This is a genomic window from Telluria sp. GW821-FHT07G12 (genome assembly GCF_059418525.1).
The window spans coordinates 202980-220744 of sequence record NZ_JBWKQA010000003.1 but is presented as its reverse complement, the minus strand read 5'-3'; the positions used below and the strand labels follow the sequence as shown (position 1 = coordinate 220744).

Below are 17765 nucleotides of genomic sequence, written 5' to 3'. Positions count from 1 at the left end.
GCTCACTTGCTTACCCCCTGGCGGCCGCCGCGCATGCGCACGCGGTTTTCGTAATCGATGCGCAGCAGGATCGCCAGGCCGATGCAGTTGAACAGCACGCCCGAACCGCCATAGCTCATCAACGGCAGGGTCAGGCCCTTGGTCGGCAGCAGGCCCAGGTTCACGCCCATGTTGATGAAGACCTGCACGCCCAGCCAGATGCCGATGCCCTTCGCGGCCAGGCCGGCGAAGTGCTGCTCCAGCGCGATCGCCTGGCGGCCGATGTCGAAGGCGCGCTTCACCAGCCAGTAGAACAGGCCGAGAACGACCAGCACGCCGGCCAGGCCGAGTTCTTCGCCGATGACGGCCATGATGAAGTCGGTGTGCGCTTCCGGCAGGTAATGCAGCTTTTCGATGCTGCCGCCCAGGCCGACGCCGAAGATCTCGCCGCGGCCGAAGGCGATCAGCGAGTGGGTCAGCTGGTAGGCCTTGTCCAGCGCATTGCCCTCTTCCCACGGGTTCATGTAGGCGAACATGCGCGCGCGGCGGAAGGGAGACAGGGCGATGATGGTCGAGAAGATCATGACCAGGATGGCGCCGATGCCGCCGAACCAGATCATGTTGAAGCCGCCCAGGAACAGGATGCCCATCGAGATGCAGACGATCACGCCGAAGGCGCCGAGGTCGGGCTCGAGCAGCAGCAGCACGCCGACCAGCGCCATCGCGGCGGCCATCGGCATGAAGCCCTTGGTCAGCTTGTGCATGTACTGCTGCTTGCGCACCGTGAAATCGGCCGCGTACAGCACGGCCACCACCTTCATGATCTCGGAGGGCTGGCCGATGCGCATCGGCAGCCAGCGGCGCGCGCCGTTGACCGAAATGCCGACGCCCGGTACCAGCACCAGGGCCAGCAGGATCAGGGTGACGACGAACATCAGCGGCGCCAGGCGCTGCCAGGTCGCGATCGGAATGCGGAACACGAACAGCCCGCCCACCAGCGAGATCGCGATGAACATCGCCTGGCGCAGCAGGAAGTAGTTGTTCTTGCCGCCCAGGTAGGCGAACTTGGGCGAATCCGGCAGCGCGATCGAGGCCGAATACACCATCACCATCCCGAACAGCATCAGCAGGACCACGACCCAGACCAGCGGCTGGTCGTACTCCATCATGCGCGACGGCCGTGCGCGCGCGGCGACGGTCGCGTCGCTGGCACTGCCGCTGAACTTGAAGGGAATCTGGAAAGGCATCAGATCTCCTGCCCCTTCTCGAGTGCGATTTCGCGCACCGCATCCACGAACACCTGGGCGCGATGGGCGTAATTGGTGAACATGTCCAGGCTGGCGCAAGCCGGCGACAGCAGGACCACGTCGCCGGATTTGGCCAGGCCGTAGCCGCGGCGCACCGCCTGCGGCAGGTCGGCCAGGTCGAAGCAAGGCACGCCGCTCGGTTCGATGGCGGCCTTCAGCGCCGGGGCGTCGCGGCCGATCAGCAGCACCGCCTTCACGTAGCGCGAGCATGGCGCAGCCAAGGGCGCGAAGTCCTGGCCCTTGCCGTCGCCGCCGGCGATCAGCAGGATCTGGCGGCCGGTCTCGCCGAAGGTCTGGCCCAGGCCTTCCAGCGCGGCGACGGTGGCGCCGACATTGGTGCCCTTGCTGTCGTCGTAGTAGTCGACGTTGTCGATGCTGGCGACCAGCTCCACGCGGTGCGGCTCGCCCTGGTAATCGCGAAGGCCGTGCAGCAGCGGCGCCAGCGGCAGGCCGCAGGCGCGGCACAGGGCCAGCGCGGCCAGCGCGTTGGAGGCATTGTGGATGCCGCGGATGCGCAGCGCGTCGGCCGGCATCAGGCGGTTGATCACGACTTCCACCGGTTCTTCCGGCTCGTTCTTTTTACGCTTCTTTTCCGGCTCTTCCGCCGGATTCGCATTCGCCAGCCACAGCACGCCGCGCTCGTTGACCAGGCCGAAACTGCCCGGCGCATCCGGTTCGCCGGTGCCGAAGGTGATCATCTGCGCGTCCGGATTGGTCATGCGCATCACGATGGCGTCGTCGCGGTTCAGCACGCGCACGGTGTCCTTGCCGAAGATGCGCGCCTTGTCGAAGGCGTAGGCCGTCATGCTGCCGTGCCAGTCCAGGTGGTCCTGGGTCACGTTCAGCACGGTGGCGGCGTCCGGATTCAGGCTGAAGGTGGTGTGCAGCTGGAAGCTGGACAGTTCCAGCACCCAGGCCTGCGGAAGGTCGTCGTTATCGAGCACTTCGCGCAGCACGTCCAGCGCGGCCGGGCTGATGTTGCCTGCCACGCGCGTCGTGAAACCGGCGCGGCGGCACAGCAGGCCGGTCAGGCTCGTCACGGTCGTCTTGCCGTTGGTGCCGGTGATGGCGATGACTTTCGGCGCATAGCCGCGGCTAGTCTTCAGGTCGGACAGGGCCTGGGCGAACAGCTCGATCTCGCCCCACACCGGGATGCTGCGGGCGGCCGCGCCCGGGGCGATGTCGGCCAGCTCGCGTTCCGGCATCAGGCCGGGGCTGACGGCGACGAAGTCGACGCCTTCCAGCAATTCGGTACCGAAGGCGCCGCCCACGAACTCGGCGGCCGGCACGGCTTCGCGCAACGCGAACAGGCGCTGCGGCTCGGTGCGCGTGTCGGCAACGCGCACGCGCGCGCCGCAGCGCGCCAGCCATTGCGCCATCGCGAGGCCCGATTCGCCGAGCCCGAGTACCAGTGCGGTTTTGCCTTCGTAGTTCATATGTCGAAAGTCAGCGCAGTTTGAGAGTAGAGATACCGATCAGGACCAACACGATGGTCACGATCCAGAAGCGCGCCACGACCTTGGTTTCCTTCCAGCCCTTCTGTTCGAAATGGTGGTGCAGCGGCGCCATCAGGAACACGCGCCGCCCGGCGCCGTAGCGCTTCTTGGTGTACTTGAACCAGCTCACCTGGATGATCACCGACAGGGTCTCGGCCACGAACACGCCGCCCATGATGAACAGCACGATCTCCTGGCGCACGATGACGGCGATGGTGCCGAGCGCGCCGCCCAGCGCCAGCGCGCCGACGTCGCCCATGAACATCTGCGCCGGGTGCGCGTTGTACCAGAGGAAGGCCAGGCCCGCGCCCGCCATCGCGCCGCAGAAGATCAGCAGTTCGCCGGCGCCCGGGATGTGCGGGATGAACAGGTATTTCGAATAGGTCGCGTTACCGGTCAGGTAGGCGAACAGGCCCAGCGCGCCGCCCACCATCACGGTCGGCATGATGGCTAGGCCGTCCAGGCCGTCGGTGAAGTTGACGGCGTTGGAGGCGCCCACGATCACGCAATAGGTCAGCGCGATGAAGCCCCACACGCCCAGCGGATAGCTGATGGTCTTGAAGAAGGGGACGATCAGGTCGGCCTTGGGCGGCAGGTTCATCGAGAAGCCCGACTGCACCCAGGCGAAGAACAGCTGCCACACTTCCCACGGCGACGTGGCCGAAACCGAGAACGCCAGGTAGAGCGAGGACGCGATGCCGATCAGGGACATCCAGAAGTATTTTTCGCCGGAGCGCATGCCTTCCGGGTCCTTGTAGACCACCTTGCGGTAGTCGTCGACCCAGCCGACCGCGCCAAAGCCCAGGGTCACCACCAGCACCGGCCAGATCAGGCGGTTCGACAGGTCGCACCACAGCAGGGTCGAGAAGCCGATCGCGATCAGGACCAGCACGCCGCCCATGGTCGGGGTGCCGTGCTTGGCCAGGTGGGTCTGCGGGCCGTAGGTACGCACCGCCTGGCCGACCTTCATCGCGGTCAGCTTGCGGATCACCGCCGGGCCGCACAGCAGGCCGATGGCGATCGCGGTAATGGTCGCGAACACCGCCCGGAAGGTGATGTAGTTAAAAATCCGCATCGGACCGACATAGTCCTGGAAGTATTGTGCAAGCCAGAGAAGCATTTAGTGAGAATCCTTGCCGGTGTTTTGTGATTGAACGAGATGTTGGACCACGCGCTCCATCTTCATGAAGCGCGAGCCCTTCACCAACACAGTTGCGTCGGATTTGCTGCCCAGTTGCTTGTCCAGTGCTGCCAATAAATCGTCGAACTGCTCAAAGTGTTGCGCGCCCGCACCCGCGCCTTTGCCTGCCACGTGGCGCGCCAGTGCGCCGGTGACGAGCACGGACTCGATGCCGCGCCTTAGCGCGTATGCACCGATTTCTTCGTGAAACTCGGGGCCCTGCGTGCCGACTTCGCCCATGTCGCCCAGCACCAGGATGCGCGGCGCGGTTGCTTGCGCGAGCACGTCGATGGCGGCGCGCACCGAATCCGGGTTGGCGTTGTAGGAGTCGTCGATCACGGTGGCGCCGTTGACGGCCTGCTTGCGCTGCAGGCGGCCGCTGACCGGCGCGAAGGCTTCCAGGCCGCGCACGATGGCGTCGACCGCGATGCCGGCGGCCAGCGCGCAGGCGCAGGCGGCTAGTGCGTTGCGGACGTTGTGTTCGCCGGCGGCGGCCAGCTTGATGCCGAACTGTCCTTGGGGTGCGGTGACCTGGAGCTCGGCGCCGAAGCTGTTCGGCGTGTAGGTCGCGCGCACGTCGCAGGCGTCGCTCAGGCCGAAAGTCAGCACCTTCTTGCCAGCCGCCAGCTCGCGCCACAGCGCCGTGTACTCGTCATCGCCGGGGAACACGGCCACGCCATCTGCCGGCAAGGCAGCCAGCACCGAGCCGTTCTCGCGCGCCACCGCTTCCACGGTGTGCATGAATTCCTGGTGCTCGCGCTGGGCGTTGTTCACCAGCGCGACGGTCGGCGCGGCGATGGCGGCCAGGCGTGCGATCTCGCCCGGGTGGTTCATGCCCAGTTCGACCACGGCGGCCTTATGCGCGTCGGTGAGGCGCATCACGGTCAGCGGCACGCCGATCTCGTTGTTCAGGTTGCCCTGGGTCGCCAGGCGCGCATCCTCGCCGACGCTCGCGGCCAGGATGGAGGCGATCATTTCCTTGACCGTGGTCTTGCCGTTGCTGCCGGTGACGCCGATGACCGGCATCGTGAACTGGCTGCGCCAGGCATTGCCGATGCGGCCCAGGGCCGCCAGCGTGTCCGGCACCACCAGCGCCGGCAGCGGGAAGTTCTCCGGCAGCTGTTCGACCACCACGGCGGCCACGCCCCTGGCCGCCACCTGGTCGAGGAAGTCATGGGCATCGAAGGTTTCGCCGCGCAGCGCGACGAACAGCGCGCCGGCCGGGGCCGAGCGGCTGTCGGTCGACACGCCTTCGAAAGCGGCGTCACGCGTCATGCGGGCGCCGGCGATCGAAGCGGTCAGTTGTGCGAGCGAGCCATGCATTCTTAATTCGTCCTCATCATCGTCAGCCGCGCGCTCAAGGCCAGCGCGGCATGGTCGGCATCGGAAAACGGCATCTTCCGGCCTTTGATTTCCTGGTAGGGCTCGTGCCCCTTCCCGGCCAGCAGGATCACGTCCGGCTTGCCGGCATGCTTCACGGCCGACAGGATGGCGGCGGCGCGGTCTTCGATCGCCTGGAAGCTCGAGGTCGGGTGGTGCGGGTCCATGCCGGCCACGATCTGTTCGATGATCGCGCGCGGCTCTTCGCTGCGCGGGTTATCGCTGGTGACCAGCACGTGCTCCGCCATCTGGGCGATGGCGCCCATTTGCGGACGCTTGCCCGGATCGCGGTCGCCGCCGCAGCCGAACACGCACCACAGCTGGCCGCCGCGCTCGTGCGCCACCTGGCGCAGCGCGCCCAGCGCCTTTTCCAGCGCGTCCGGGGTGTGCGCATAGTCGATCACGACCAGCGGTGCATCCGCGCCGCCGATCTGCTGCATGCGGCCCGGGGCAGGCTCCAGCGTTTCGATCGCGTCCAGCGCGGCGCGCAGCGGCGCCCCCTTGGCCAGCAGCACGCCCAGCACCGCCAGCGCATTGCTGACGTTGAAATGGCCCACCAGGCGGGTGCGCACCAGCGCGCTGCCAGCCGGCGTATCGACGGTGAACTCGGTGCCTGCCGGGCGCGAACGGATCTGGGTGGCGCGCAGGATGGCCACGCCTTCGAGTGCAGGCTGGTCGTCTTCGCTACGCGCGGTGTAGCCGGTAATCGCGACTTCCGGGCGCTGTGCGCGCAGGTGCGCGGCGATGCGCCCGCCCGCCGGGTCGTCCAGGTTCAGCATGGCGTGCTTCAGGCCCGGCCATTCGAACAGCTTCAGCTTGGCCGCTTCGTAGCTGGCCATGTCGCCGTGATAGTCCAGGTGGTCGCGGGTCAGGTTGGTGAACACGGCGACGTCGAAATGCATGCCGGCGGTGCGTTCCTCGACCAGGCCGATCGACGAGACCTCGATCGCCAGCGCGCTTGCGCCGGAGTCGCGCAGGCTGGCCAGGCGGGTCGCCAGCAGCACCGCGTCGGGCGTGGTGTAGCCGGTGGCGTCGAATTCGGGTTCCACGCGGGCGCGCACGAGGCCGACGCCCAGCGTGCCGATCACGCCCACGCCTTCGTCCACGCTGGCGAGGCGGGCCAGCGCCTGCGCCGTCCACAGCGCGCACGAGGTCTTGCCGTTGGTGCCGGTCACGCCGACGGTGAACATGCCGGCGTCCGGCTGGCCGTACCAGGCGTGGGCGATGGCGCCGGCGTTTTTCTTCAGGTTTTCTACCGCCAGGTGCGGCACCTCGAGCGACTCGGACCACGTGAAGTCACGCGCCTCGAACACCACCGCAGCCGCACCCTTCTCGACTGCCGAAGCAATGTAATTGCGTCCGTCCGCAGCACCCTCGCCCGGGTAGGCGAAGAAGACGTCCCCGTGGCCCACGCGGCGCGAATCGGAAACGAGACGGCCGCCTGGTGCGGCGGCCCGGATCCATTGGCAGATCTCGTTCAGGTTCATCAGTTGCTCTCCTCGAGTGGGTGTTCGGGGATGATGATGTCTGTGACCGTTGAATCCGGCGGTACGTTCGCCGCCCGCAGTGCATTCGCCGCCAAGGTTGCGAAGGTCGGCGCCGCCACCGCGCCGCCCGTGTGCAAGGGGCCGCTCGCATCGTCGATCATCACCGCGATGATGAAGCGCGGGTTCGACATCGGCGCGATGCCGACGAAGTTGCCGACGTAATGGGTCTGCGAGTAGCGGCCGTCGATGACCTTCTGCGCGGTGCCGGTCTTGCCGCCGACGCGGTAGCCGGCCACCTGGGCCTGCGAGGCCGTGCCTTCCGGGCTCACCACGGATTCGAGCATGACGCGCATCTGGGACGCGGTCTTGGCCGAGATGATCTGCTGGCCGACCGGCTTTTCGGTAATCTTCTGGAAGGACAGCGGGATCATGTCGCCGTCGCGCGCGAAGATCATGTAAGCGCGCGCCAGCTGCAGCAGCGACATCGAGAGGCCCTGGCCGAAGGACATGTTGGCCTGCTCCACCGGGCGCCAGGATTTATACGGACGCACGCGGCCGGCCACTGCGCCCGGGAAGCCGAAGCGCGGCGCCTGGCCCAGGCCGACCTTGGTGAACATCTCCCACATCTCCTGGGCCGACATCATCTGCGAGATCTTCGAAGTGCCGATGTTGGACGACTTCTGGATGATGGTGCCGATGTCGATCACGCCGTGCGGATGGGTGTCGCGGATGACCTTGCCGGTCACCGTGAAACGGCCGTTGCCGGTGTCGATCATGGTCTTCGGCGTGATCAGGCCCTTGTCCAGCGCCAGCGCCACCGTGAAAGGCTTGAAGGTCGAACCCGGCTCGAAGGTGTCGGTGATGACGCGGTTGCGCAGCTGCTCGCCGGTCAGGTGGGCGCGGTTGTTCGGGTCGTAGGTCGGCCAGTTGGTCAGCGCCAGCACCTCACCGGTGTGCACGTCCAGCACCACCGCGGCGCCGGCCTTGGCATGGAATTTCTCGACCGCGTTCTTGATGCTGTTGAAGGCGATGTATTGCAGCTTGCTGTCGACCGACAGGGTCATGTCCTTGCCGTCGTGCGGCTCGCGCGACAGGCCGACGTCCTCGACGATGCGGCCGAGGCGGTCCTTGATCACGCGGCGGCTGCCGGGCTGGCCAGCCAGGGACTTCTGCTGCGCCAGTTCCATCGCTTCCTGGCCGACGTCCTCGACGTTGGTGAAGCCGACCATGTGCGCCATCACCTCGCCCTGCGGGTAGAAGCGCTTGTATTCCTTGCGGGTGTCGAGGCCGTCGATGCCCAGCTTCTCGATCTTCGCGACCACGTCCATCTCGACCTGGCGCTTCAGGTAGACGTAGCTGCGGTCGGAGTTCAGCTTCTTCAGCAACTCGGCTTCCGGCATCTCGAGCAGGGTGGCCAGCTCGTGGATGGTGGCCGACGCCGCCGGATTGGCCTTGTAGTCGTCGGTGAAGATGGAGACCGACTTCACCGGCAGCGAGGAGCCCAGCACCATGCCGTTGCGGTCGAAGATCTTGCCGCGCGTGGCCGGCACCTCCTGGGTACGCATGTAGCGGCTGGCGCCCTGCTGCTGCAGGAACTTTTTGTCCGCGACCTGCACCCAGACGGCGCGGCCGCCCAGCAGTGCGAAGGCGGCGAACAGGACGAACAGCACCACGCGCGAACGCCAGTCCGGCAGGCGCACGGCCAGCACCGGGCTCTTCGAGAACGCCACGCCCTTGGAGGCGGCGACGCGGGAATTGGTCCGGGACGAGCTGGCGGTCGACCTCATTTGCTGCCTTCCGTCAGATACTGGGTGCGCGCCGGGCTGAGGGGCGCCATGTTCAGATTCACGCGCGCGATCTGCTCGATGCGCTCGTTCTTGCCGAGGGTGGACTGGTCGAGCTGGAGCTGGGCCCAGTCGATGTCGAGCTGGCGCTGCTGGGTCGCCAGTTTTTCGATGTCGTTGACGAGGTGGTTGCGCTGGTAGCGGGCGTTCACGACCGACAGCGCGCAGCCGACCAGCAGCGTGGCCAGCACGACGTTGATCTTGCCGGTCATTTGGCGCCTCCCAGGCGTTCGGCCACGCGCAGCACCGCCGAGCGGGCGCGCGGATTGGCCTCGACCTCGGGGCCGGACGGCTTGGTCTTGCTGATCAGTTTCATCAAGGGCTGAGGCAGATCGACGGCGCGGATCGGCAGCCGGCGGTCCGGCTGCTCGACCTTGGCCTTCGAAGCCAGGAACTGCTTGACCATGCGGTCTTCCAGCGAATGGAAGCTGATGACCGACATGCGGGAGCCGGGCGCGAGCAGTTCGTAGGCCGCGTTCAGACCTGCTTCAAGGTCCTCAAGCTCTTGATTGATGAAAATCCGGATAGCCTGAAAGGTGCGGGTTGCCGGATCCTTGCCTTTCTCCCGGGTTTTGACCGCGTTTGCCACGATTGCGGCAAGCTGTCGTGTGCTTGAAATTGGTTCGACTGACCGGCGAGCAGCAATCGCCTTTGCAATCTGAAAAGCAAACCGTTCTTCCCCATAATCCCGAATCACCTTTTCCAGTTGTTGTTCCGGCACCGTCGCCAGCCACTCGGCGGCCGAGATGCCCCGTGTCGTATCCATCCGCATGTCCAGAGGACCGTCGTTGCGGAAGCTGAAACCGCGGCTGGCGTCGTCCACCTGGGGCGACGAAATGCCGAGATCCAGCAGAATCCCGTCCACCTGCCCGATGCCGCGCTCGGCCAGCGCTTCGACCATCGTTGCAAAGCTGTCGTGCACGATCGAAAAACGCGGATCATCGATCTGCTCGGCGGTGGCGATCGCCTGGAGATCCTTGTCGAAAGCGATCAGGCGGCCTTGCGGCGCCAGCTTCGACAGGATCAGCCGGCTATGACCGCCGCGGCCGAAGGTGCCATCTATATAAGTACCGGATGCGCGCGCACCGTCGAGAGCGAGCGCATCGACTGCTTCATCCAGCAGCACCGTACGATGCTGCAATTCAGGCACCGGAATAGCGTTCATGCAGTGCCTTAGAAGGAGAAATTGGAAAGGACATCGGGCATGCCGCCGGCGACGGCCAGGGCCTCGTCTGCGGCCAGTTTCACGGCGTCCCAGATCTCGAAATGGGTGCCCATCCCGAGCATCATCACTTCCTTCTCCAATCCAACTGCGCTGCGCAGTTCGGGCGAAATGAGCACCCGGCCCGATCCGTCCAACTCGACATCGCAGGCGTTCCCCAGGAAAATGCGTTGCCACGACCGGGCCGACATCGGCCAGGCGGCGATCTGTTCGCGATGCTCTTCCCACACCGGGCGCGGGAAGAACAACAGGCAACCCTGCGGATGTTTCGTGAGCGTCATACGGCCTTCGCACTGCTGCAACAAGGCGTCACGGTGCTTGGACGGTATTGACATCCGTCCCTTCGCATCGAGATTGATCGCAGACGCGCCCTGAAACACGTATTTACCTAGTCTTGGAGAGTTATCAGTTTGTTAGTTTTAGGCGCAAAGGAGATTTGAACTTCTCCCACAAAACTGCACTTTTTGCCACCGTTTCCCACTTTAGAGGAAGCGTTGTCTTGGGTCAAGCGAATTCACCTTCTGAAAACCGCGAAATTGCTAATGAAACCAATGACTTAGCGAACTTCCCTGAAGCTGGCTCAAGTAAAAATGTTGAGCAAAATTAGGGACTTAGCTTAAAGAGTGCATGTGGGAGCTCATGTATACACATGGGTTTTACGTTTGATCATCCGCAACTTTTTACTGGTGGTAGGTCGATTCGCTGCGACATACGCTTATGCGGCCTGGATGACACGCTTTGGTGGGAAATTGCAGATTCATGCGGCGCGGGTTAGGATTAACTCAAGCGATCACCCAGCCATACGCTGATGAGAGTGAGCATGTACTAACTCGCAGGCACTGCCCGCGTTGGAGGCCCCAGTGAGCATCACACTAGCCCGGACCCGCACCGTCTACGACCTGCACGAAGTGCAAGGTGCGCTCGACCGCAGCCGCGGACGTTCGCCCGAGCTCGACGCGTTCTACGAGCGCATGCTCGAGACCGGCGCCGAACGTTTCGTCACCACCCCCTCTTCCATCGACGCCCTCGACCCGCTGTTCGAGGAGTCTCCCAACTTCGACGAAGTGCTGGACGACCTGGCGCGCTACCTGCGCCTGGCCCATGCCGGCGACAAGGGTTTCAATGTCATGCCGATCCTGCTGCTGGGCGGCCCGGGCGTCGGCAAGACCCACTTCGCCAAGCGCCTGGCCAGGGTCATGCAGACCGACTGCGAACTGATCAGCATGAACGCCCTCTCGGCCGGCTTCGTCATCACCGGCAGCTCGGCCAGCTGGCGCGGCGCCAAGTGCGGCAAGGTGGCCGAGCGCCTGGTTCGCGGCCAGTTCGCCAACCCGGTGATCGTGCTGGACGAGGTCGAGAAGGCAACCGGGTCCTCGCAGTCGGATCCGCTGGCCGCGCTGTATCAATTACTGGAGCCGGAGACCGCGTCTGCTTTCCGCGACGAATTCATCGACATCGACATCGATGCCTCGCAGATTTTCTGGGTGCTGACGGCGAATTCGATCGAGGGGATTCCGCATCCCTTGCTGAACAGGATGGCAGTGTACGAGGTGCCGGCGCCCACGCCCGAGCAGGCGGCCGGGATTGCGCAGCGCATGTATGCCGGCTTACTGAAGGAACTGAACCTGGCGGCCTTCGATCCGCGGCTGGGGGATGTGGTGCTGGACAAGCTGGCGGGGGTGTCGCCGCGCGACCTACGCAAAACCTTGCTGGACGGCCTGGGCTATGCGGTGGCGGATGGGCGGGAGCATGTGATTGCCGGGGATATCCGGGTCAAACAAACGCCGGGGAAGGGGCGGATTGGATTCTGATAGTGCCAAATATTTAATTACACTCTTGCAATAACAGAGCCAGGCTCCACTTGCCGGACATTGCTCATCAACGCGGAGTCACCATGTTCGGAACCGGCCATCCCCAGCCCCCTCACCGCAAGGAGGTGGCCATGCAAATCGTCCAGCAGGAAGAAAGAAGCTTTGCCAGCACCGAACTGACGATAGCCTCGCCGCCCTCGGGCGAAGTCGCACCGCCGCCGGATGCACCGGCTATCCGCTTCAGCGTCGCCTATACGCTGGCCGAATACATGAGCATCCTGCGCGCCCACCTCGGCTTCATCATGCGCCACACGCCGGAGTCGAAACGGCTGCGCCAGACATGGTTGCCGCTGGAATTCGGGGTATTTGCCGCATTGATCGCGTGGATGCTGGACCCGGGCTGGGCCAGGAACGCGTTCGCCGCCGTCAGCGCGCTGTCCTTCCTCTCGCTGCCGCTCACGCTCGACCTGTGGGTAGCGCTGATCGCCCCGCCCGTCTTCTTCCTGAAGAAGCGGCGCATGCCGGTCTGCGAGTTCCGCATCGACGGTCACGGCATCGAGCGCACATCCCGGCTCGGGACGTTTGAGCGGACCTGGAAGGATGTAAAGATGGTGCGCCGCTACGAGCGCGGTTACCTGCTGATGTTCGCCAAGGGCGGCATTCCGATCCCCTTCCGCTGCCTGGACCAGCGCCAGCTGGAACAGATGCGGACTTACACCGCCGGACGCGATCTCGCCGACGCGGCCTGACAGCGCCTTATTTTGCCGGCGACTGCACGGCCACGCTCTGCCCCGGCTGCTTCGGCACATGCACCCAGCGCCCGTCCACGCGCCGGAAGTCGAGCGTATCGAAGTAATGGGCGATGCCGCCGTATTCCATCCTGACCTGGGCAGTGTCGCCGTTCATGCGGGCGCCGGCGAAGCGGCTGTGCGGTTCGCCATTGCTGCTGACGCAGCCGGCGGCGAAAGCGCCGCCGCGGTCGGCCACATCGGGGCCGATGACGGTGCGGATCTCGGCCGGCAGTTCAGCCAGCGAGCCGACCTCGCCCGGCTGCAGCGGCGCCTGCTCGGCGGAAGACGCTGGAAGGCCGGTGCTGCCGGCAATCACGAAGATGAGAGGCATGATCAGGGTCCGGTGGCGCATCGCAATTCCTTCGAAGGTGATGCAGAACATTCTAGCTCGACTCTTCGAGTTTGACATCCTCGCTTTTCGCCTCTTCCATGGCTTCCGGCTCCAGTAGCTCGGCTTCCTTATTGAAGCGGATGAACAGCCCCCAGCCCGCCAGCAGGATGCCGGCCGCGACCAGCACCGTGGCCGCGTGCGGTAGCAGTTCCGGCTTTTCGTGCAGCGCCTTGAAGGTACCGACCAGCCCTTCGATCGACAGCGCCACCACCACCACGACCATGAAGCGCGACAGGTAGCGGCGCACTCGCGTCGGCGCGCTGATGTGGGCGTCGCGGATGACCTCCTCTTCGGCGATGGTCTGCGAAATCTGCAGCGACACCACCCCAATGGCCAGCAGGCCGATCGCCTCGATCGCGCTCTCGGCCGCCTGGCCCAGTTCGGCGCCGATGGCTTTCCAGCCCGTCTGCGCGGCCAGCACCATCAGCAGGAAGGAGATGGCGACGAACAGCACGGCGATGACGGCATGGACGGTGGAGAAGAAGGCTTTCAAGGCAGTGGCTCCTGCGGGATTGGTCTGCTGCGATTGTGCCCTATCCCCCGGCGGCGGCTCGCACGGCTCAGCGGTGCAATGGATATAATTGGTCATGACCAGACTATGCACTGACCGATTCCTGCTTCGTCCCTTCACCGCGGCGGACGCGCCTGCCTTTGCCCAAGCGGTACGCGAATCGATGGCCAGCGTCGGCCAGTGGATGAACTGGGCCCACGCCGCCTACACCGAGGAGCAGGCGCTGTCCTGGTTCGCGTACTGCGACGCGGCCCGCGCCGACGGCAGCGCCCACGAATTCGGCATCTTCCTGGCCGACGGCGAAAACCTGGTCGGCGGCGCGGGACTGAACCAATTCAATACCGTGAACGCCTTCTGCAACCTGGGCTACTGGGTGCGCGCATCGGCGCAGCGCCAGGGCGCGGCGCTGGCCGCCACCAGTGCGCTGGTGCGGCATGCCTTCGGCGAGTTGAAACAGTCGCGGGTGGAGATCGTCATCGCGGACGGCAACCTGCCCAGCATCGCCGTGGCGCGCAAGGCCGGCTCCACGCACGAATGCCTGGCCCGCAATCGCCTGCAGCTGCGCGGCAGGGCTGTCGATGCGCACGTGTTTTCGCTGGTGCCGGAGCTAGATTAGGGCCCAACCCTTCGCATGGGCCACCGCCTTCGCCCAGCGCGCAGTCAGCTCTTCGCGGCGTGCGGCCGGCATCTGCGGCTCGAAGCGGCGCTCGGCCTGCCACTGCGCCGCGATCTCATCGCTTGAGCCCCAGAAGCCGACCGCCAGGCCGGCCAGATAGGCCGCGCCCAGCGCGGTCGTCTCCGTCACCCGCGGACGGATCACCGGCACGCCCAGCAGGTCGGCCTGGAACTGCATCAGCATGTCGTTGCGCGCCGCGCCGCCGTCCGCGCGCACTTCGTGCACCGCGCAGGCGGCATCCTTCTGCATGGCGGCCAGCAGCTCGGCGCTCTGGTAGGCGATACTCTCCACCGCGGCGCGCGCGATATGGGCAGCCGTGGTCCCACGCGTCATGCCGACGATGGTGCCGCGCGCATAGGCATCCCAGTGCGGGGCGCCGAGGCCGACGAAGGCCGGCACCAGCATCGCGCCGCCGGTATCCGGCACCGACAAGGCCAGCGCCTCGACGTCCGATGATTGCCTGATGATGCCGAGGCCATCGCGTAGCCACTGCACAGTGGCGCCGCCCATGAAGACGCTGCCCTCTAGCAGATAGTCGGTGCTGCCGCCGATGGTCCAGCCGACCGTGGACAGCAGGCGATTGTGCGAGACGGGCGGCGCGTCGCCCGCGTGCATCAGCATGAAACAGCCGGTGCCATAAGTGTTCTTGACCATGCCGCGGCGATGGCAGGCCTGCCCGAAGGTTGCGGCCTGCTGGTCCCCGGCGATGCCTGCCAGCGGGATCGCACGGCCGAACCATTCTTCATTCGTCACGCCCACCTGCTCGCTGCTGGCAACGACTTCCGGCAGCATCGAGGCCGGCACGCCGAACAGCGCCAGCAGCTCTTCGTCCCAGCGCAGGCTGTTGATATTGAAGAGCATGGTGCGAGAAGCGTTGCTGACGTCGGTGACGTGGCGACCCGTCAGTTTATAGGCGAGCCAGCTGTCGACGGTGCCGAAGGCCAGCTCGCCCCGCTCCGCGCGGGTGCGCGCGCCCGGCACGTGGGTCAGCAGCCATTGCAGCTTCGTCGCGGAAAAATAGGCGTCCAGTTCGAGACCGGTCTTGCGCTGGATGAGTGGCGCCTTGCCGGCGGCGCGCAGTGCGTCGCAGAGTTCCGCGGTGCGGCGGTCCTGCCAGACGATGGCGTGGCATAAGGGTTCGGAGGTAGCGCGGTCCCAGACCACCGTGGTTTCGCGCTGGTTGGCGATGCCGATCGCGGCCACCTGGCCGGCGTCGATGCCGCTCTCCTGCAGCACCTCGCGCGCGCAGGCGAGCTGGCTGTTCCAGATGTCGAGCGGATCGTGCTCAACCCAGCCGGGCTGGGGGAAATGCTGGGGATATTCGTGCTGGGCGCTGGCGGCCACCTGCCCCTGGCGGTCGAACAGGATGGCGCGCGAGCTGGTGGTGCCCTGGTCGAGGGCGAGGATGTAGTCCATCGTCGTGACCGTGAATTAGTGTAAAGCAGGCCGATAGGCCGGATTCTGTGTAGTGGTCTCCCTTGCGGGACGCCCCTATGACAGCCATTCCTCTAGGCGCCGAATTACTCCGGCGCTCAAGCTTCCTACCCGCACGCTCCGCGAGCAACATCAACGCGTGCCTATTTGGAATTGCTCCAGGTGGAGGTTACCGCGTTTCACCGTAACTTAATACGCTCGTCTCTGTGGCCCTATTCCTCGCCTTATACCGGCTTGCGCCGGCTTTCGGCGGACGGCCGTTAACCGTCACCCCGCTCTGTGGAGTCCGGACCTTCCTCCCGCCAGCACCTTGCGGTGCCGGCCAGCGGCTGTCTGGCCTGCTTCACGGCGGGAATTGTACCCGATGCGCGTCCCCGCCGGCTGCAATCGCTGCGTTTTCTGTAAGTTTGTGTCGCCATTTCAAAAGCCACTGTCCTCAAGCTTGCCTAGAATGTCCGGATAGCAAAATCTACAAGGACGACCCACCATGACCCACCCCTCCCGCAGCGGCGGCCAGATCCTGGTCGATGCACTCCAGGTCCACGGCGTGGACACCGCCTTCGGCGTGCCCGGCGAAAGCTACCTCGACGTGCTGGATGCCCTGCACGACTCGAACATCCGCTTCGTGATCAACCGCCAGGAGGGTGGCGCGGCGTTCATGGCCGAGGCCTACGGCAAGCTGACTGGCAAGCCCGGCATCTGCTTCGTCACCCGCGGCCCGGGCGCGACCAATGCCTCGATCGGCGTGCACACGGCATATCAAGACTCCACGCCGATGATCCTGTTCATCGGCCAGGTCGGCACCGACTTCATGGACCGCGAAGCTTTCCAGGAAATCGACTACCGCCGCATGTACGGCCAGATGGCCAAGTGGGTGGCGCAGATCGACCGCGCCGACCGCATCCCCGAATACATGGCGCGCGCGTTCCAGATAGCTACGAGTGGCCGTCCGGGCCCGGTGGTGCTGGCGCTGCCGGAAGACATGCTGATCGCAAAAGCCGAAGTGGCCGACACGCGCCGCTACCAGCCGGTGCAGGCCTCGCCTTCCGCGGCGCAAATCGACACGCTGCGCGGCATGCTGAAGGAGGCGAAAAAGCCGCTGCTGCTGCTGGGCGGCGGCACCTGGACGGATGAAGCCTGCGCCGACGTGCAGAAGTTCGCCGAAGCGAACGGCCTGCCGGTGGCATGCGCCTTCCGCTTCCAGGACCTGCTCGACAACGACCACCCGCACTACGTCGGCGACGTCGGCATCGGCATCAATCCGAAGCTGGCCGCGCGCGTGAAAGAGGCCGACCTGCTGATCGCCTTCGGCCCGCGCCTGGGCGAGATGACGACCAGCGGCTACTCGCTGCTGGCATCGCCGGTGCCGAAGCAGCGCCTGGTGCACATCCATCCGGACCCGCAGGAACTGGGCAGCGTGTACCAGGCCGAGTTGATGATCGCCGGCGGCGCGCCGGAAACCGCGCGCATGCTGGCGGCGATGGAGCCGGTGGAGTCGAGCGCCTGGCGCCACACGGTCGAGGAAGCCAAGGCCGAGCTGCGCGCCTGGCAGGAACAGCCACCGATCTTCAAGGATGCGAATTTGTCGAATCCGGCGCCGCTGAATCTGTGGCAGCTGGTGCAGGACATGCAGGCCGCCCTGCCCCACGACACCATCATCACCAACGGCGCCGGCAATTACGCGACCTGGGCGCACCGCTTCTGGCGCTACGGCGCGATGCGCACCCAGCTAGCCCCGACCAGCGGCGCGATGGGTTATGGCGTGCCGGCCGGCGTGGCGGCGAAGATCGTCGATCCGCAACGCACCGTGGTCACCTTCGCCGGCGACGGCGAATTCATGATGACCGGCCAGGAGCTGGCGACCGCGGTGCAGTACCGCGCGGGCCTGATCCTCATCGTCTTCAACAACAATATGTTCGGCACCATCCGCATGCACCAGGAGCGCGAGTATCCGGGCCGCGTGTCGGGCACCGAGCTGCACAACCCAGACTTCGCGGCGCTGGCGCAAGCCTATGGCGGACACGGGGAAGTAGTCTTGAAAACTGCCGACTTTGGGCCGGCCCTGCAACGTGCGGTGGCCTTCACGAACGAGCAGAAACTGCCGGCCGTGATCGAGCTGCGCTACGACGGCAACCTGATCACGCCGGGCGCCACGCTCGAGACCATCCGCAAGAACGCGCAGGCAGCCAAAGCCGGCTGAGATCCTTGCGGCATGCCGCGCCCGGCGGCTACCTGGCCCCGATTTCCAGGTAGCCG

General features: G+C 65.6%; 17 protein-coding genes and 1 other RNA gene. 5 read left to right on the top strand and 13 right to left on the bottom strand.

From position 1 onward, the window contains the following. Nucleotides 1–2 precede the first annotated feature (2 nt). Genes ftsW through mraZ form a run of 9 tightly spaced genes read right to left on the bottom strand, consistent with a single transcriptional unit; the run spans nucleotide 3 to nucleotide 10275 of the window. On the bottom strand, nucleotides 3–1226 hold the full coding sequence (gene ftsW / locus AC07PE_RS13590; protein ID WP_498765213.1) for a putative lipid II flippase FtsW: 1224 nt from the start codon (nucleotides 1224–1226) through the stop codon (nucleotides 3–5). Further along, complete coding sequence (gene murD, locus AC07PE_RS13585; protein WP_498765211.1) at nucleotides 1226–2722, bottom strand: UDP-N-acetylmuramoyl-L-alanine--D-glutamate ligase; 1497 nt, start codon at nucleotides 2720–2722, stop codon at nucleotides 1226–1228. Before murD ends, ftsW begins: the two co-directional genes overlap by 1 nt. Before the next feature lie 10 nt (nucleotides 2723–2732). Further along, on the bottom strand, nucleotides 2733–3902 hold the full coding sequence (mraY, locus tag AC07PE_RS13580; protein ID WP_498765209.1) for a phospho-N-acetylmuramoyl-pentapeptide-transferase: 1170 nt from the start codon (nucleotides 3900–3902) through the stop codon (nucleotides 2733–2735). Beyond that, the gene (locus AC07PE_RS13575; RefSeq protein ID WP_498765207.1) at nucleotides 3903–5285 is read right to left on the bottom strand and encodes a UDP-N-acetylmuramoyl-tripeptide--D-alanyl-D-alanine ligase; all 1383 of its coding nucleotides are present in this window, start codon (nucleotides 5283–5285) and stop codon (nucleotides 3903–3905) included. It lies immediately after the preceding gene. A gap of 2 nt (nucleotides 5286–5287) precedes the next feature. Next, nucleotides 5288–6829 (bottom strand): UDP-N-acetylmuramoyl-L-alanyl-D-glutamate--2,6-diaminopimelate ligase, encoded by a 1542-nt coding sequence (locus tag AC07PE_RS13570; protein ID WP_498765205.1) that lies wholly within the window; start codon nucleotides 6827–6829, stop codon nucleotides 5288–5290. Then, nucleotides 6829–8616, bottom strand: a complete 1788-nt coding sequence (locus tag AC07PE_RS13565) for a peptidoglycan D,D-transpeptidase FtsI family protein (RefSeq protein ID WP_498765203.1) — start codon at nucleotides 8614–8616, stop codon at nucleotides 6829–6831. Before AC07PE_RS13565 ends, AC07PE_RS13570 begins: the two co-directional genes overlap by 1 nt. Further along, nucleotides 8613–8885 carry a cell division protein FtsL gene (gene ftsL, locus AC07PE_RS13560; protein ID WP_498765201.1) on the bottom strand — a complete coding sequence of 91 codons (273 nt, stop codon included), beginning with the start codon at nucleotides 8883–8885 and terminating at the stop codon, nucleotides 8613–8615. The genes AC07PE_RS13565 and ftsL overlap by 4 nt, the downstream gene beginning before the upstream one ends. After that, nucleotides 8882–9838, bottom strand: coding sequence for a 16S rRNA (cytosine(1402)-N(4))-methyltransferase RsmH (gene rsmH / locus AC07PE_RS13555; RefSeq protein ID WP_498765199.1), 957 nt, complete (start codon nucleotides 9836–9838; stop codon nucleotides 8882–8884). Before rsmH ends, ftsL begins: the two co-directional genes overlap by 4 nt. Before the next feature lie 8 nt (nucleotides 9839–9846). Beyond that, entirely contained in the window at nucleotides 9847–10275 is a 429-nt protein-coding gene (mraZ, locus tag AC07PE_RS13550; protein WP_498765197.1) for a division/cell wall cluster transcriptional repressor MraZ, read from the bottom strand. A 56-nt stretch (nucleotides 10276–10331) separates the two neighbouring features. Between mraZ and AC07PE_RS13545 the strand changes: the two genes are divergently transcribed. The 3 genes from AC07PE_RS13545 to AC07PE_RS13535 all read left to right on the top strand — a co-directional run bounded on the left by AC07PE_RS13545 (nucleotide 10332) and on the right by AC07PE_RS13535 (nucleotide 12455). Then, on the top strand, nucleotides 10332–10502 hold the full coding sequence (locus AC07PE_RS13545; RefSeq protein WP_498765195.1) for a hypothetical protein: 171 nt from the start codon (nucleotides 10332–10334) through the stop codon (nucleotides 10500–10502). Between the two features lie 253 nt (nucleotides 10503–10755). Then, complete coding sequence (locus tag AC07PE_RS13540) at nucleotides 10756–11706, top strand: AAA family ATPase (protein WP_498765193.1); 951 nt, start codon at nucleotides 10756–10758, stop codon at nucleotides 11704–11706. A gap of 131 nt (nucleotides 11707–11837) precedes the next feature. Further along, a complete protein-coding gene (locus tag AC07PE_RS13535; protein ID WP_498765191.1) occupies nucleotides 11838–12455 on the top strand; it encodes a YcxB family protein in 618 nt (205 codons plus the stop codon). Between the two features lie 7 nt (nucleotides 12456–12462). On the opposite strand, the gene AC07PE_RS13530 is transcribed toward AC07PE_RS13535, so the two are convergent. Together AC07PE_RS13530 and AC07PE_RS13525 are read right to left on the bottom strand one after the other, a co-directional pair. Then, complete coding sequence (locus tag AC07PE_RS13530) at nucleotides 12463–12849, bottom strand: hypothetical protein (protein WP_498765189.1); 387 nt, start codon at nucleotides 12847–12849, stop codon at nucleotides 12463–12465. A 31-nt stretch (nucleotides 12850–12880) separates the two neighbouring features. Continuing rightward, nucleotides 12881–13381 carry a hypothetical protein gene (locus tag AC07PE_RS13525; RefSeq protein WP_498765187.1) on the bottom strand — a complete coding sequence of 167 codons (501 nt, stop codon included), beginning with the start codon at nucleotides 13379–13381 and terminating at the stop codon, nucleotides 12881–12883. A gap of 94 nt (nucleotides 13382–13475) precedes the next feature. On the opposite strand from AC07PE_RS13525, the gene AC07PE_RS13520 reads away from it, so the two are divergent. Further along, entirely contained in the window at nucleotides 13476–14015 is a 540-nt protein-coding gene (locus tag AC07PE_RS13520) for a GNAT family N-acetyltransferase (protein ID WP_498765185.1), read from the top strand. On the opposite strand, the gene glpK is transcribed toward AC07PE_RS13520, so the two are convergent. Both glpK and rnpB read right to left on the bottom strand, forming a co-directional pair. Next, nucleotides 14007–15491, bottom strand: coding sequence for a glycerol kinase GlpK (glpK, locus tag AC07PE_RS13515; RefSeq protein ID WP_498765183.1), 1485 nt, complete (start codon nucleotides 15489–15491; stop codon nucleotides 14007–14009). The genes AC07PE_RS13520 and glpK overlap by 9 nt on opposite strands. Before the next feature lie 18 nt (nucleotides 15492–15509). Then, nucleotides 15510–15854, bottom strand: an RNA gene (gene rnpB, locus AC07PE_RS13510) — RNase P RNA component class A. A gap of 142 nt (nucleotides 15855–15996) precedes the next feature. Here rnpB and AC07PE_RS13505 point away from each other — a divergent pair. After that, nucleotides 15997–17709 carry a thiamine pyrophosphate-binding protein gene (locus tag AC07PE_RS13505; protein WP_498765181.1) on the top strand — a complete coding sequence of 571 codons (1713 nt, stop codon included), beginning with the start codon at nucleotides 15997–15999 and terminating at the stop codon, nucleotides 17707–17709. Nucleotides 17710–17765: the final 56 nt, after the last annotated feature.

What these genes read in the sequence shown, in the direction of transcription:
- ftsW (WP_498765213.1), bottom strand. Translation starts at nt 1,226, where the DNA reads ATGCCTTTCCAGATTCCCTTCAAGTTCAGCGGCAGTGCCAGCGACGCG.
- murD (WP_498765211.1), bottom strand. Translation starts at nt 2,722, where the DNA reads ATGAACTACGAAGGCAAAACCGCACTGGTACTCGGGCTCGGCGAATCG.
- mraY (WP_498765209.1), bottom strand. Translation starts at nt 3,902, where the DNA reads ATGCTTCTCTGGCTTGCACAATACTTCCAGGACTATGTCGGTCCGATG.
- AC07PE_RS13575 (WP_498765207.1), bottom strand. Translation starts at nt 5,285, where the DNA reads ATGCATGGCTCGCTCGCACAACTGACCGCTTCGATCGCCGGCGCCCGC.
- AC07PE_RS13570 (WP_498765205.1), bottom strand. Translation starts at nt 6,829, where the DNA reads ATGAACCTGAACGAGATCTGCCAATGGATCCGGGCCGCCGCACCAGGC.
- AC07PE_RS13565 (WP_498765203.1), bottom strand. Translation starts at nt 8,616, where the DNA reads ATGAGGTCGACCGCCAGCTCGTCCCGGACCAATTCCCGCGTCGCCGCC.
- ftsL (WP_498765201.1), bottom strand. Translation starts at nt 8,885, where the DNA reads ATGACCGGCAAGATCAACGTCGTGCTGGCCACGCTGCTGGTCGGCTGC.
- rsmH (WP_498765199.1), bottom strand. Translation starts at nt 9,838, where the DNA reads ATGAACGCTATTCCGGTGCCTGAATTGCAGCATCGTACGGTGCTGCTG.
- AC07PE_RS13535 (WP_498765191.1), top strand. Translation starts at nt 11,838, where the DNA reads ATGCAAATCGTCCAGCAGGAAGAAAGAAGCTTTGCCAGCACCGAACTG.
- AC07PE_RS13530 (WP_498765189.1), bottom strand. Translation starts at nt 12,849, where the DNA reads ATGCGCCACCGGACCCTGATCATGCCTCTCATCTTCGTGATTGCCGGC.
- AC07PE_RS13520 (WP_498765185.1), top strand. Translation starts at nt 13,476, where the DNA reads ATGACCAGACTATGCACTGACCGATTCCTGCTTCGTCCCTTCACCGCG.
- glpK (WP_498765183.1), bottom strand. Translation starts at nt 15,491, where the DNA reads ATGGACTACATCCTCGCCCTCGACCAGGGCACCACCAGCTCGCGCGCC.
- AC07PE_RS13505 (WP_498765181.1), top strand. Translation starts at nt 15,997, where the DNA reads ATGACCCACCCCTCCCGCAGCGGCGGCCAGATCCTGGTCGATGCACTC.